Here is a 14,388-nt window from a genome sequence, read left to right as displayed (position 1 = left end):
ATGTCGCTGCGGCGAAGCGATCTGTCACTGATTATATGATCGGTTACTACAGCAGCCTCAGGCCGCACAAGCATAACGATGGGATACCGCCGAACTTGGCAGAAAAGAACTACTGGAATGCTCAAAGATCGGTGGCCAAAAACACTTGACCACTACAACCGGATTGGCCATCCGAGGCCCAGCCTGCCATAGACATGATGTGGGTCGTTCTTTGCCCTTGCCACTCCCCGGCAGCCCTCAAGCGCGAGAGCTGGATGCACGACTCTGGCAGTGTGAGGCCTCTCTCTCACTGCCAAGCTTGTCGTGAAGAAATTCGATGAAGGTACTGATCCGTCGACTTGCATATCTGCCTTCCGGAAACACGGCGTACAGATTCACTTCAGGAATCCGATAGTCATTCAGCACAACTTCCAGTCGTCCGACCTCAATATCCTCTGCCACATCCACCATCGATTTAAATATCACTCCAGCCCCTGCGATCGCCCACTCGCGCAACGCGCCACCATCGCTGGCCATTCGGTTCCCCGCCACCGTCACGGAAAATACCTGCCCTGCCTCCTGGAACTCCCAATGGTTCTGGGGCGCTCCTGGGCGAGCGAGCACCATGCACTGGTGGGATGACAGCTCTGATGGGTGTTGGGGGCGCCCTGCGTCCTGCCAATAAGCAGGTGCCGCACACACAACACGATGGGTACTGACGAGACGTCGTGACGTCAAGCTTGAGTCCGCCATCGGCCCATGACGAATGGCCAGATCAAATCGTTCATCGACCAGGTCCAACACTCCATCGGATAGCACGAGTTCAAATTTTACTTCCGGGTGCTGTATCAGGAACTGATCGATCAGCCGTGGTAGGCGCGTGCGGCCAAAATCATTGGTCGCCGTCAGCCTGATGGTGCCACTCAGCGACCCTGTGCCCGAGATCCGCTCAAGAGCCTTGTCATACTCGGCCAGGATCCTTTCGCTGTCGTCTCGAAATTGTTCGCCTTCCGCCGTCAAATGCATGGCACGCGTTGTTCTGACGATAAGCTTGGCCCCGACCTGCTGCTCAAGCTTCTGTAAGGCTTGGGTGACCAATGACGGGGACTGGCCTCGCTGACGGGCCACCGCCGCCATTGACCCACGCTCACAGATATCCACAAAAAGTTTCATTAACGCCAAGCGATCCATTATTCACCATATAGTGAAGGATGAGTTCATCAGTCGAGCATTTATTAGCAAAACAAACAATGCCACTGTCAGGGACGACGTCATGGGCGACCCCTCCCATGATCATGCGCCACAGGACAGGAGAGTCTCATGAGCCAACATCACCTATTAGTCGCTGGTGCCAGTGGCGTCATCGGCCGTGCAGCAACATTGGCCTTTGAAGAGGCAGGATGGCGAGTCACGACACTCTCTCGCTCCTCAGAGGGTCCGGGAAGCGGACACCACATCAGCGCCGATCTCTTGGATATTGCCTCTTTGCGAGATGCAAGTGATGTACTGAGCAGCGTGACGCACGTATTTTACGCCGCCTTGAAACCGGATCCGGACCCTGCCACTGAAGCACAACAGAATGGCGACATGATGCGGCACCTCTTCCAGGTGCTTGAAGAATCCCAAGCGTCAATCGAGCACCAGGTCTTCGTACAGGGCGGGAAGGTCTACGGTGCTCACCTCGGGGTCTACAAAACACCGGCTCGAGAAGAGGACAGCCGGCATTTCCCCCCCAACCTGTATTTCGAGCATGAAGATCTGGCTCGCGAACTCGAAGGCAAGGGAATTCGTTGGACCGCATTGCGTCCCGACATCGTGATAGGCCATTCCCTGGGTTCAGCCATGAACCTCGGTAACCTTATCGGTCTCTATGGCACGCTTTGCCGGGAGCTCGGTGTTGCCATGCAATTTCCCGGTACGGCGCGTGCCTACGATATCTTGCTGAACATCTGCGATGCCGATCTGGTGGGCAAAGCCGCCCTGTGGGCCATCGCAGAGAACCAGCAAGGGCCCTATAACGTCACCAATGGTGATCAGATTCGGTGGCGCCACGTCTGGCCAGAGATCGCCAACTGGTTTGGGCTTGAGACCGGCGAGCCTCAACCTATTTCGTTGGAGACACGTCTCGCTGCCGTGTCAGGCACTTGGAAGACGCTTGCAGAGCGCCAAGGACTTGCCGAGACAGATATCGACAAGATTGCCCAAGGTGGCTTCGGAGATTTCATCTTCCATGTCGAAGAGGACGCTGTCTTTGATTTGACGAAGGCTCGCCAAGCCGGCTTTGCAGAAATGTGTCGCCACTCACCCCAGAGTCTCATTCAGCACCTTGAGGCCATGAAGGAACGCCGCCTGATCCCTTGACGTTTGATCACTCGACCCTCTGGTACGCACCTGCTCGATTCGCCCTAAGTGCTTGAGCGATGACGTACTACGGGGGCACTAACACGCTGACAGATAACCGCATGAGCCTACGCGGTTGCAGAGTAGACCGCCCCATGAGCGAGGGTCATAAAGCCTTCAAGTGACAGAAGTCAGGAGCCGTCACGACAATCAGGCCGCCTTCCATTAGCGAAGGTGGCCTGTCTCGTGCTGTCATCATGTATCGAACCATGATCAGCGCTAGCTTACAGCGTGAAGCCACCATCGACGGCGATGGCCTGCCCTGTCACGTGTTCGGCCTGGGCGAGGTAGACCACCAGCTGCCCCATGTCCTCAGGTGTCTGGGCGACTCCCTGGGGCAGCAGGCTCTTCTGCAGGCGCTCCCATGCAGCGGGCTCGCTTTCGCCTTCCTGACTCCAGCGTGCCGAGAGCCCACTCTCGCCCCGCCACATGCCGGTGCCCACCACGCCCGGGCAGATCGCGTTGACGGTGATGCCTTCCGCTGCCACTTCCTTGGCGACGGCATTGGTAAAGCCGATGACCGCGAACTTCGAGGCACAGTAGTGCGACAGATCAGGAAAGCCGACCTTGCCGGCCATCGAGGCCACGTTGATGATCCACCCGACGCGGCGTGAGCGCATCACGGCGACCTCGGCCTGAGTACACAAGAAGGTACCTCGCGCATTGACGTTCATGACGCGGTCCCACTCCTCCACCGTCAGCGCATCGATGGAATGGATGCCGATGATGCCGGCATTGTTGACGGCGATATCGAGCGGGCCGAGTCCGACCTCTGCCTCTTCAATCAAGCGCCGCACGGACGCCGCATCCGCGACATCGACCTGTAGCGCCAGACACCGTCTACCCAGTGCCTCCACTTTTGCCGCCGTCTCGCGGGCGATGGCGAGGTCCAGATCCGCCACCACGACATCCGCGCCCGCCTTGGCCAATACCAGCGCGATCCCCTGGCCAATACCGCGCCCACCCCCTGTCACCAGTGCAATCCTGTCGTTCAGTTGCATGAGTCGTCTCCTGAATCTCTCACTGAAATCTGCAAATGCTGCGCTGCTGCCATGACGCTGGCACACTGCCCAGCGCCACTGGCCTCAGCTCAGATGGTGGACTTCCTGAAGGCCGTAGACCGGCGTCGGGATACCCTCGAGCCGCGCCTTGAGCTGCAGCGCCAGATACTGGGAGTAGTGGCGGGACTGGTGCAGGTTGCCGCCGTGGAACCATAACGCCTGCTGCTGGGTCGGCTTCCACATATTGCGCAGCTCGCCCTCCCAGGGCCCAGGGTCCTTGAGCGTATCGGAGCCCATGCCCCAGCATTTGCCGACCTTGTCGGCGACGTCCTGCGAGATGATTCGTGCCGCCCAGCCATTCATCGAGCCGTAGCCGGTGGCATAGACGATCAGATCAGCGGGCAATTCCGAGCCATCGGTCAGAGTGACCGAGCGCGGATTGATGCACTCGATGCCAACGCCACTGCGCAGCTTGATGTCACCATTGGCAACCAGGTCACAGGCGCCCACATCGATGTAGTAGCCGGAGCCGCGACGCAGATATTTCAGGAACAGGCCCGAGTCGTCATCGCCGAAATCGAGCAGGAAGCCTGCCGCCTCCAGCCGACGGTAGTAGTCCGCATCACGCTTGCGGATCGCCTCGAAGATCGGGCGCTGGAAGTCAGGCAGTATCCGGTAGGGAATCGAGGCAAAGATCAGGTCCGCCTTGTGGTGATCGATGCCGTTTTGCACCGCCTGCTCGGAATAGAGCGGACCCAGCGCCTCTTCCATCAGCGAGTTAGACTTCACCACATGCGTGGAGGAGCGCTGCAGCATGGTCACATCCGCGTCGTGCTCCCACAGCGCGGCGCAGATATCGTGAGCGGAATTGTTGGCGCCCACCACGACCACCTTCTTGCCACGATAGGCATCCGGCCCCGGGTGCTGGCTGGAATGTTGCTGCTCGCCTTCGAAGGTTTCGGCCCCCGGGAAGTGCGGCACATTGGGCATGCCCGACATGCCCGTGGCCAGTACCAGCTGCTTGGGACGCAAGGTCACGGGCTTGCCGTCGCGTACCACCTCGACCACCCACTCGCCGCTCGCCTCATCGAAGTGCGCACTCTCGCAGGCCGTGGAGTTCCAGTAATTGAGCTCCATGATCTTGGTGTACATCTCCAGCCAGTCCGCGACCTTGTCCTTGGGCGCGAACACCGGCCAGTTTGCCGGGAAGGGGATGTAGGGCATGTGGTCGTACCACACCGGATCATGCAGACACAGGGACTTGTAGCGATTGCGCCAGGCATCGCCCGCGCGCGGATTCTTGTCGATCACGATGGTCGGCACATCCATCTGTCTGAGCCGCGCGGCCAGCCCGATGCCGCCCTGACCGCCACCGATGATCACGCAATACGGCTGGCGCTCGTAGCCCAGCTCGGCCTCTTCGCGCTGACGCGACTCAAGCCAGGTCTCACGCTGCTTGTTGGCACCATGCTCGGCGCCCTTGGGGCGCTGCATTCCCAGCGGCTCCGGGAATTCCTTGAGTTCGCGCATGGCGGTCAACAGCGTCCAGCAGCGCCCCTCCTTCAGGCGCAACAAGCCCTTGCCCCGTGCATCGGCGGTCTCGAAGGTGAACCAGGCTTCGACGATGCCGCCAGCCTCACTGGCCTCACCATCCAGCTGCCAGCGAGAGGGAGCGACATGCTCGAGGGTCGCCTCGAGCATCGACTGGATCTCATCCTTGCCCTCCGACGTCTTGAGATTCCAGGTGAAGGCGATCAAATCGCGCCAGTAGCATTCCTCGCCAAACAACGAGAGAACCCGGGCGATATCGCGCTGAGTCAGGGAGGACTCGAAATCATCGAGCCATTGCTGAGCGATCTGAGTTGGCGTGCGTGCGGTCATGGCGTCTCTCCGCGTGTTGTTGGATGTTGTAGTCACGCCTCCCATCCAAGGCATCAAGCATGCCAGCTTCGTCATGCACGACTGACAAAGCTCGTAAGCACTTGTCGTGAATGACAAAAATTCGCCACTACCGAATCACCACCCTCCTCACCTCGCCGGGTTCTCCACCTTCCTTGTGACAACTGTACGCCGTACGCCTGGCACGGGGCGCTACACCTGTAACGCCCCGACCAAGGATGCAGGACAGGGTGATTGACGCTCCCGCCACACCGCATACGCTTGAAGGAGCACACGCCGCTTTTGCTATGGCCGCTGTTGCGACAACCACGATTGCCACTTTCACAAGAGCCATCGCCACTTGCACGAGAGCCATAGCCACTATCAAAAGAGCCGTCCCGAGACGGCCAGCGCCGAGGCAGCCATGATCCGCCAACTCGAAACGATGCAGCCCGACAAGCGGCAGCATATCCAGACCCTGATGCAGCTGGGCGAAGGCCGCGACGCCTTCACCGAGACGCAGCGCGACGTCATCCGTCGTTCCTGGCAGCGTTGTCTGGAGGAATATCAGCTCGACCCCAGCCGCCCTCGCCCGGTCCGCGTTCTCACCCAGCAGGCGCTGCGCGATCATCAGGAATCAGCGGATGAGCTGCTGCACGTGGCACGTGCCGGGGTGGAGCGGCTCTATAGTCAGATCGCACAACATGGCTATGCGCTGATCCTCACCGATCAACGCGGCATCGCGGTGGATTTCCGGGGACAGCGTGATCAATTGAGTGAGCTGCGGCGCGCGGGCCTCTATCTCGGCTCGGACTGGAACGAGCGCTATGCCGGCACCTCGGCGGCGGGCACCTGTCTGCACGATGGCGCAGCCGTCACCTGCCATCAGCGTGAGCACTTCGATGCCACCCACATCGACCTGACCTGCACCGCAGCCCCCATCACCGATCCCCAGGGCCGTGTGATCGCCGCCCTCGACATCTCGGCGCTGAAGTCGCCCCGCCCGCAGGAGAGCCAGACCTTTGCTCTCTCCGTGGTCACCCTGCATGCCCGCATGATCGAGGATGCGTACTTCCTGCATCGCTATCGGGATTGCCTGATCCTGCGCTTCGACACGGCGCGGGAATTCGTGCACCTGAATGGTCGTGGCCTGTTTGCCATTCAGGAAGATGGCAAGGTGGTCGCCGCCAACCACGAAGGCCGGCGTCTGATTGATGCGCATCTGGCGCGCTGGCCACCGTGGACGGTCTCCACCCTGCCCGCCGTCACGCAGCTGTTCGATGGGGAGCTCAATGAGCTGTTGAGCATTCCGCACGCCAGCCGGGATCAGATTCGCGCCTTCCGTCTGCGGGCGGATGACGCCATCGTCTTCGTGACGCTGATCGAGCCACGCGGCTATCCAGTGCGAGCCCTCCCCACTGTCAGTCAGCAGGATGACCCGGTGCCCGAGCTGGACCAGCTCGCGGGAGACGACCCTTCCATGCACCGGCTGCTCAAGCTGGCGCGCCGCATGCGCCACGAGAACGTGAGCATCCTGATTCGTGGCGAGACGGGAACCGGCAAGGAAGTGTTGGCGCGGGCGCTGCATGACAGCGGGCCACGCGCCAAGGCGCCCTTCGTGGCGGTGAACTGCGCCGCCATCCCGGAATCGCTGATTGAAAGTGAACTCTTCGGCTATCTGCCGGGTGCTTTCACGGGAGGAAGGCCCAAGGGCATGCGCGGCCTGATCCAACAGGCAGACGGCGGCACGCTGTTTCTGGATGAGATCGGCGACATGCCGCTGCCACTCCAGTCGCGCCTGCTGCGCGTACTCGCCGAACGGGAGGTGTCGCCACTGGGGGCCGAGACGCCCATCAAGGTGGATATTCGCGTCATCACTGCCACGCATCGTGATGTCACGGAGCTGATCGCCAGCGGGCAATTCCGCGAAGACCTCTACTACCGACTCAACGGCGCCGAGCTCCTGCTACCCGCATTGCGTGAGCGCGCCGACCGCCACTACCTCATTCGCAAGCTGCATGCGGAGCTGCAGGCCGAACGCGACCAGACACTCCACCTGCGCGCCGATGCCATCAGTGCGCTGTTGAGTCATCACTGGCCGGGCAACATACGCCAACTGCGCAATGCGATTGCCTTCGCGATGGCCACCGCAGAGGGCGATGAAATCACCCTGCATGATCTGCCGGAGGTCTGCCAGACCCACACCGGCAGCGCCCGCGGGGCTGCCAACCCGCTTGCCGCAGCCTCGCCCATTGCATACGGCGCTTCCTCGAACCCGGCCTCTCCAGCGTTCGCGTCTGCAGGGGCTGATGCGGATGCAAGCGAATTGCTCGAGCTATTGCGTCACACGGACTGGAACGTCAGCCAGGTCGCCCGCCAACTCGGCGTCTCGCGCCCCACCATCTACCGCCGCATGCGCCGCTACGGTCTGGTGGCGCCCAATCATCAGCCGCTCGCCTCATGAGCCAGCTGCATCTTCATGGCCGAGTGTGGAGAACGTGAAGAGTGCATGAGGGTGTCGTGCTCTGAAGCATCAGTTGCTTGCCACACACGCTGGCCCGAGCGGAAGTTCGGGCCAGCGTGTGTGTTTCTCCATTATTCCCCTCTTACCCCTCTTACCCACTCCTAACGTCAACGTCTCTGCGGCTCACGTTGCGCGTTTGCTGAGCTCGCCTCCTCCGCTCGTTTCGCCTGCTTTCTCAGCGGCAAACATGACGCTCGCCCTCATCATGAATCGCACTCAACTTGAACATTAAAAAATCCAGTTTGTCTCATGAAGCTGTTGAATGGATACTCATCTGCATCAGATCGTTGATGAAGACTTCCCATGACGCTGCACTTCACAGACAGCACAGGGAACGTGATGGCGAGCAGCGTGTCTCTCCCGGCATGGATGCGTTCTCACAGAGAGCAACCCGCTCACGAGACGCCTGAAAGATCACGGGAAGATGTCGACGACACAGTGAATTTTCTCTCTCAGGATCAGGGTGAACGCCATGAGCAACGAATTCGGTTTCAGCATCAACAGTCTGCGCTTCGACGAGAACTACGTTCCGGCGGAAAACACCCGCCTGACCACCAACTTCGCCAACCTGGCGCGTGGTGAGAGCCGTCAGCAGAACCTGCGCAGCACGCTGAACATGATCAACAACCGATTCAATGCGCTGGCCAACTGGGACAACCCCAAGGGCGACCGTTACTCCCTCGAGCTGGACATCATCTCCGTCGAGCTGAATCTCGATGCCGCGCGTTCCGACAACGCCCTGCCGATCATCGAGATCCTGCAGACCACCATCGTCGACCACCAGACGAATCAGCGCATTGACGGCGTGACCGGCAACAACTTCTCGTCCTACGTACGCGATTATGACTTCAGCGTGCGCCTGCTGGAGCATAACAAGGGCAAGGACTCCTTCAGCGTGCCGGAGCAGTTCGGCGAGCTGCACGGCAATCTGTTCCAGGCCTTCGTGGGTTCTGCTGCCTACAAGGAATGCTTCAAGAAGCCGCCGATCATCTGCATCAGCGTCTCGACCACCAAGACCTATCAGCAGACCGAGAACGTGCACCCGATCCTCGGGGTGGAATATCGCCAGGACGACGATTCTCTGACCGATGCCTACTTCAGCAAGATGGGCCTGAAGGTGCGTTACTTCATGCCGCCGGGCAGCGTTGCACCGCTGGCCTTCTACCACACCGGCGACCTGCTCAACGATTACAGCAATCTGGAACTGATCAGCACCATCAGCACCATGGACACCTTCCAGAAGATCTATCGTCCCGAGGTCTACAACGCCAATTCCGTGGCCGGCAAATCCTATCAGGCGAGCCTGAAGCAGCAGGACCACTCACTGACGCGCATCGTGTACGACCGCGAAGAGCGCAGCCAGCTCGCCATCGAGCAGGGCAAGTTCGTGGAAGAGAGCTTCATCAAGCCCTACCAGAGCCTGCTCGAGCAGTGGTCCGCCAACTGGTCCGCCAACCGATAAATCCCTCATCGGTCAGCTCATCAATCCGCAAACAGCGCGCTGATCGACGAACGACATTCGCTATCTGAACCATTCCAAGGACAAGGTTATTCATCATGACGAGATTACTTCCGACCTCTACCGCTGGCAGCCTGCCGAAACCGTCCTGGCTCGCCGAACCGGAGGTCCTGTGGTCCCCCTGGAAGCTCGAAGGTGAGGCACTGATCGCAGGCAAGCAGGATGCGCTGCGCGTCTCCCTGCAGGAGCAGCAGCACGCCGGGATCGATATCGTCAGCGATGGCGAGCAATCGCGTCAGCACTTCGTCACCACCTTTATCGAACACCTGAATGGCGTGGATTTCGAGAAGCGCGAAACCGTCAAGATCCGTGATCGCTACGAGGCCAGCGTGCCGTCCGTGGTCGGCCCGGTCTCTCGCCAGAAGCCGGTGTTCGTCGAGGATGCCAAGTTCCTGCGCTCGCAGACCGATCAACCGATCAAGTGGGCACTGCCTGGGCCGATGACCATGGTCGACACCCTCTTCGACGGCCATTACAAGAGCCGCGAGAAGCTGGCCTGGGAATTCGCCAAGATCCTCAACGAGGAAGCCAAGGAACTCGAAGCGGCAGGCGTCGACATCATCCAGTTCGATGAACCGGCCTTCAACGTGTTCTTCGATGAAGTGAATGAATGGGGCATCGCCACGCTGGAGCGTGCGATCGAGGGCCTCAAGTGCGAGACCGCCATCCACATCTGTTACGGCTACGGCATCAAGGCCAACACCGACTGGAAGAACACCCTGGGCTCCGAATGGCGCCAGTACGAAGAAGCCTTCCCCAAGCTTCAGCAATCCAACATCGATATCGTCTCGCTGGAATGCCATAACTCTCACGTGCCGATGGAGCTGATCGAGCTGATCCGTGGCAAGAAGGTGATGGTTGGCGCCATCGACGTTGCCAGCAACACCATCGAGACGCCGGAAGAAGTCGCCGAGACCCTGCGCAAGGCGCTGCAGTTCGTGGACGCCGACAAGCTCTATCCCTGCACCAACTGCGGCATGGCCCCGCTCTCTCGTGAAGTCGCCCGCGGCAAGCTGCAGGCACTCAGCGCCGGCGCCGCTATCGTGCGCAAGGAACTCGAAGCGCAGCGCTGATCGCTTGACCGAGACAGAACACGCGCTAGGACACAGCACTGACAGATAGCGCCAAGCTAGTTGCGAACCGAGTTGGCCCGACGATAGTGCTCGAGAGTGGAAGCAGCTGCGGCTGATACCGCCGCAAACAAAAATGGCCATCGTGAAGAATTCACGACGGCCATTTTTTCATCACTCTTATCTTTGTTACCCAAGCGCCCAGACCCGCGCTATCGCTGCAGCCCCTCCCACCACGGCTGACTATTACCACCTCCCCAATTTTCCAGGACTTGCCATGTCACTCTCCGATACCGACACCAACACTAGCATCACCATCGACCCCGCCAGTTTCCGTGAAGCCCTCGGCCACTTCGCCTCCGGCATCACCATCATCACCACCCAGGTCGACGACGAGCCGATCGGCTTTACCTGCCAATCGTTCTACAGCGTCTCGATGAACCCGCCGCAGGTCTCCTTCAGCGTCAAGGCAAGCTCCTTCAGCTACCCGAAGATTCGCCAGGCAGAACGCTTCGCCGTCAACATTCTCTCCAGCGAGCAAAGCCATGTCTCCAACCAGTTCGCCATGCGCGGCGCAGACAAATGGCAAGGCATCGACTGGCAGCTCTCTCCCCTCGGTAACCCTGTCATCAATGACAGCCTGCACTGGCTCGACTGCAAGATTCACGCTGAGCACCCTGCAGGTGATCACCTGATCGTGATCGGGGAAGTGAAGGGACTGAATTTGGATGTTGCACAAGCGGCGCGGCCATTGTTGTATTTCAAGGGGAAGTACGGAGGCTTGGCTGGAGCTGAGTGACGTTTCAGGGAGATCCTTAAGCAGTAAGTCATTGGAATCATAATATTTTTCAACAGCTAATAACAGTAGCTTTCTCCTACGGCCTGAAACCTAGAAATCATGATGTTTACAGCCGCATATTTTGGGTGCAACATGAATCAATTAGATGTTGCGCTCATTCGCGGCCGCCGAGTTATTACAATAATCTCTGTATTGAGAGCTACTTCAATAGCCTCAAGGTCGAGGCGATTTACGGCAAACTATTTCAAACCCAGGCCTCATGAAACGCCAGGTGTTCGAGTAGATTGAATTGGGCTATAACCGGCATTGACGGCACAGTGCCATTGGAATGGTCACCCTAGAGGCCTTCGAAGTCCGTATAATCGCTTAAGCTGACGCCTATAGTTACTGGATAAGGTAATTTGAATCCAGTGAGTGTCACCTTTACGATCGAGAGCACTATATACATAGCAGGAAATATAGATTAATCACGCTAAGTAGCTCATAGATAAACTAGATAGCACACTGACTTCAATATTCAACACAACTTCATTGTGCTATTTTTTCTGAGCAGGTTATATAATTAGGCAGTATAGAGGCAACGGCATCCATCTCAGGCTGGAATGACTTTAATAACTTATTAATAGCGTTGACTATTTGGTCATGATCTTGTACATCATCAACAGGGAAGAAATTCTTTTTAAAGAATTTAGAGTATTTTTTTCCTTCATCCGAAGCACCACGTTGGAAACCTATTCGCTTCAAATTTTTTTCTTGAGCAATAGACTTTATCCCTTCTATAAGATCATGCCTCAAGTCATGACTACTTAACGGACCGACCTCGGCGTAGAGACGTACTTGACCACTACCTCCATCCGTATCGCTTGTCAGTTGTAGCCACATGATCATAGGGAACCCCGCCCACCAGTTCTCGCACCCGCTCCAGCTTAAACTGTTCTTTTCAAATGCTTCATTCCATGTTTTAGGTAAGAAGCTAAATCTATTCGAATCAGAATGTTTAATAACATATTGACACTTCTCTACTCCAACAATATCACCAGAAGTTACCATCTCTCCAAAAACTGCTTCACAGGCAATAAGGAAGTCTGTACTTTTACCATGTTCCACAATGAAATCTAAAACTCTCCGATGATCTCTATAAAGCTGACGTGCCAATTTCTCCATTTCTTCTTGCTGATCACTCATACCAGAGGCCTCTTTGATGACTTCAAGATAATGCTTTATAAACTGTATCACTTCTAATGAAAGAGACACTTGCCCTGATAGTATACATTGGTCAATTAGCTCACAAACCGTTGCATATTCAATAGGTGAATACCTTGTATCATTTGCTTCCTCTTCCCATAAGGTCAGAAATATGCCACGCAAATCACGATATGTATCACCATCCATCAAGGATGCTGAAACGATATCCATATATCGTTTCAATTGATCACTATGCTGTTTAGCATTGAACTTATTCTCAATAATAAATACCCATTTATTGCGAGGGCTCAATATCAGTAAGTCAATATTCCTCCATTCTCTACGTACCTCTGCATCCATTAGATCAGCTTGAGATACTTCAAGTGCACTTGGAGACATTGAGCTATCGTGGCCACGCAAGGCCTGTGCAAGAAATGCTTTTAGAAAAACATCCCCTAAACCATGCGTCTCTTGAGGACTAAGCAACCAACCGAGGATCGCTGAATGGCGAATCTCCATACTCTCCATACCCATAGTCTTAATAGGGTTAAAACGACTCAAATGTGCGCGAATTGCATCCATATCTGGATTGTTCACAAACAAGCCTTCAAACTCATCCAGTAATGTCATATTCATATTTATACCTCTTAGCCGAAGATTCCGAGTACAAAACCTTACCATTTTGGATAACGGTTATATTCAGAAATAGCGGCCAAGCTATTCTTGACTATTACCAAAAGATCTGAATGCTATGGCCCTAGCATTAGACCCTTGATCAGAAAGCCCCAACTCCAAACATATTGCTTTATATATATTGGTCGGAAATCCGCCAGGGAAACTCCATGTATCTCCTTTCGAGCTCATAGTAACAACTCCTGCTATATTTGGATATTCATATCCAAGCTTTCTTTCTACAATATAGTTAGAAAGATCGCTACTTTTCTTGAAGCCAATTTCAGACACAGCGAGAATTAAACTTAATAATTCTTTAGATTGCAATTCACTCAGCCTATACTTATGCATGAGCCATAATTCAGCATACTCATTTTTAATCATATCGACATTAGAATTAGATGTTTTATGAGTATGCAGAGATTCACGCATACTACAATTTTCGATCTCTAGAGACTCTATTTTCTCTAGTGCATCATTATATTTTAACTTATACCTTTCATTACTTCTGACAAATAGGTCAGAAATTTTATTAGAACTCCTTATAGATTGCATTAAAGCGTCAGCTGAAGAACGGCTATACTCTATATGTATCAACACCTTATTTGCATATACTTTGTAATGAGTACCAATATCTTTCGAAAAACCTCTAACAACCTCTACATCCCAGCTCATTTAACCACCATAATAGAAAGCAATGACATTCAAACTAGCAAAAAAATATCCTACCGACAAAATATTTACAAATTAATTTTTACAAATGTATAGGCAGATAACGATAAACAACTCTATTCGTATAAACAAACCATTTTAAATCTAAAAAGGCCGCCATTTATGACGGCCACAGTTATTGCACTCAAAGTAGGGATAACACCTAAATGTCGGATCTCGTGTGATAGACCAATCGATTGGTAAATAACCCAGGCCGCTTGATCTGCCATTCCTGCATCGCTGCAATCGGCGACTGATGGTGCAGCGCTTTCTACGGGATATGATAATTGTACAGCGAAGAGTAGCGCTTGAGTGTCTGCGCTAGGTTTTATAAGAAAAGTCATTTTTGCTAATATGACCCATGCACATCCAGCATAGGTACGGTATGACAGGACGCTACGAAATCTCGGATAGCCAATGGCAGTTGATTGAAGACATTGTCTCACCGGCTCTATCGATGGGCAGGCCCAGGAAAGACGACAGACAGATGCTGAACGGCATCTTTTGGGCCCTCTGCTTTGGCGCCAGGGAAAACGCATGAAAGCTTTCAGACCGCGAGAATGTCAGCAAGATATGTCTCAACCAGTGCCGCTTTCTTCTGTTTCCGCCGAATTCCGCCTTTGAAAGATTTCTCTCCTTTCAGGTAATTC

The 14,388-nt window shown here is 55.5% G+C and carries 11 protein-coding genes and 1 pseudogene; 6 read left to right on the top strand and 6 right to left on the bottom strand.

Translation table 11 applies throughout. The features are described from left to right. Positions 1-237: 237 nt before the first annotated feature. Positions 238-1,152 (bottom strand): LysR family transcriptional regulator, encoded by a 915-nt coding sequence (locus IZU87_RS16375; RefSeq protein WP_211242444.1) that lies wholly within the window; start codon positions 1,150-1,152, stop codon positions 238-240. A 147-nt stretch (positions 1,153-1,299) separates the two neighbouring features. On the opposite strand from IZU87_RS16375, the gene IZU87_RS16370 reads away from it, so the two are divergent. Beyond that, entirely contained in the window at positions 1,300-2,340 is a 1,041-nt protein-coding gene (locus IZU87_RS16370) for an SDR family oxidoreductase (protein ID WP_024952471.1), read from the top strand. Between the two features lie 263 nt (positions 2,341-2,603). Here the strand turns inward: IZU87_RS16370 and IZU87_RS16365 are convergent, their stop codons facing one another. Further along, entirely contained in the window at positions 2,604-3,380 is a 777-nt protein-coding gene (locus IZU87_RS16365; protein WP_213115232.1) for an SDR family NAD(P)-dependent oxidoreductase, read from the bottom strand. Positions 3,381-3,464: 84 nt separating this feature from the next. Next, positions 3,465-5,261, bottom strand: coding sequence for an NAD(P)/FAD-dependent oxidoreductase (locus tag IZU87_RS16360; protein ID WP_213115231.1), 1,797 nt, complete (start codon positions 5,259-5,261; stop codon positions 3,465-3,467). A 421-nt stretch (positions 5,262-5,682) separates the two neighbouring features. On the opposite strand from IZU87_RS16360, the gene IZU87_RS16355 reads away from it, so the two are divergent. The 4 genes from IZU87_RS16355 to IZU87_RS16340 all read left to right on the top strand — a co-directional run bounded on the left by IZU87_RS16355 (position 5,683) and on the right by IZU87_RS16340 (position 11,170). Next, the gene (locus IZU87_RS16355; RefSeq protein WP_249330693.1) at positions 5,683-7,722 is read left to right on the top strand and encodes a sigma-54-dependent Fis family transcriptional regulator; all 2,040 of its coding nucleotides are present in this window, start codon (positions 5,683-5,685) and stop codon (positions 7,720-7,722) included. A 532-nt stretch (positions 7,723-8,254) separates the two neighbouring features. Further along, on the top strand, positions 8,255-9,244 hold the full coding sequence (locus IZU87_RS16350) for a DUF1852 domain-containing protein (RefSeq protein ID WP_213115230.1): 990 nt from the start codon (positions 8,255-8,257) through the stop codon (positions 9,242-9,244). Positions 9,245-9,339: 95 nt separating this feature from the next. Beyond that, positions 9,340-10,374 (top strand): methionine synthase, encoded by a 1,035-nt coding sequence (locus IZU87_RS16345; RefSeq protein WP_043336834.1) that lies wholly within the window; start codon positions 9,340-9,342, stop codon positions 10,372-10,374. Positions 10,375-10,648: 274 nt separating this feature from the next. Beyond that, positions 10,649-11,170, top strand: coding sequence for a flavin reductase family protein (locus tag IZU87_RS16340; RefSeq protein ID WP_213115229.1), 522 nt, complete (start codon positions 10,649-10,651; stop codon positions 11,168-11,170). Positions 11,171-11,698: 528 nt separating this feature from the next. Here the strand turns inward: IZU87_RS16340 and IZU87_RS16335 are convergent. The 3 genes and pseudogenes from IZU87_RS16335 to IZU87_RS17800 form a co-directional block, all read right to left on the bottom strand. Continuing rightward, the gene (locus IZU87_RS16335) at positions 11,699-12,991 is read right to left on the bottom strand and encodes a PDDEXK-like family protein (protein ID WP_213115228.1); all 1,293 of its coding nucleotides are present in this window, start codon (positions 12,989-12,991) and stop codon (positions 11,699-11,701) included. Between the two features lie 81 nt (positions 12,992-13,072). After that, positions 13,073-13,702 carry a hypothetical protein gene (locus IZU87_RS16330; RefSeq protein WP_213115227.1) on the bottom strand — a complete coding sequence of 210 codons (630 nt, stop codon included), beginning with the start codon at positions 13,700-13,702 and terminating at the stop codon, positions 13,073-13,075. Between the two features lie 199 nt (positions 13,703-13,901). Continuing rightward, a pseudogene (locus IZU87_RS17800) lies at positions 13,902-14,066 on the bottom strand (IS481 family transposase); the annotation flags it as partial. Between the two features lie 33 nt (positions 14,067-14,099). Here IZU87_RS17800 and IZU87_RS16325 point away from each other — a divergent pair. Continuing rightward, entirely contained in the window at positions 14,100-14,279 is a 180-nt protein-coding gene (locus IZU87_RS16325; protein ID WP_502711612.1) for a transposase, read from the top strand. The last annotated feature ends 109 nt before the right edge of the window (positions 14,280-14,388 follow it).

The organism is Cobetia sp. MC34 (assembly GCF_018340035.1).
GTDB classification, from domain to species: domain Bacteria; phylum Pseudomonadota; class Gammaproteobacteria; order Pseudomonadales; family Halomonadaceae; genus Cobetia; species Cobetia amphilecti.
This window is presented reverse-complemented; position numbering and strand designations above follow the sequence as displayed.

Coding starts and splice junctions, on each gene's coding strand:
- IZU87_RS16325 (WP_502711612.1), top strand. CDS start 14,100: ATGCACATCCAGCATAGGTACGGTATGACAGGACGCTACGAAATCTCG.
- IZU87_RS16350 (WP_213115230.1), top strand. CDS start 8,255: ATGAGCAACGAATTCGGTTTCAGCATCAACAGTCTGCGCTTCGACGAG.
- IZU87_RS16340 (WP_213115229.1), top strand. CDS start 10,649: ATGTCACTCTCCGATACCGACACCAACACTAGCATCACCATCGACCCC.
- IZU87_RS16365 (WP_213115232.1), bottom strand. CDS start 3,380: ATGCAACTGAACGACAGGATTGCACTGGTGACAGGGGGTGGGCGCGGT.
- IZU87_RS16335 (WP_213115228.1), bottom strand. CDS start 12,991: ATGAATATGACATTACTGGATGAGTTTGAAGGCTTGTTTGTGAACAAT.
- IZU87_RS16345 (WP_043336834.1), top strand. CDS start 9,340: ATGACGAGATTACTTCCGACCTCTACCGCTGGCAGCCTGCCGAAACCG.
- IZU87_RS16355 (WP_249330693.1), top strand. CDS start 5,683: ATGATCCGCCAACTCGAAACGATGCAGCCCGACAAGCGGCAGCATATC.
- IZU87_RS16360 (WP_213115231.1), bottom strand. CDS start 5,261: ATGACCGCACGCACGCCAACTCAGATCGCTCAGCAATGGCTCGATGAT.
- IZU87_RS16330 (WP_213115227.1), bottom strand. CDS start 13,702: ATGAGCTGGGATGTAGAGGTTGTTAGAGGTTTTTCGAAAGATATTGGT.
- IZU87_RS16375 (WP_211242444.1), bottom strand. CDS start 1,152: ATGAAACTTTTTGTGGATATCTGTGAGCGTGGGTCAATGGCGGCGGTG.
- IZU87_RS16370 (WP_024952471.1), top strand. CDS start 1,300: ATGAGCCAACATCACCTATTAGTCGCTGGTGCCAGTGGCGTCATCGGC.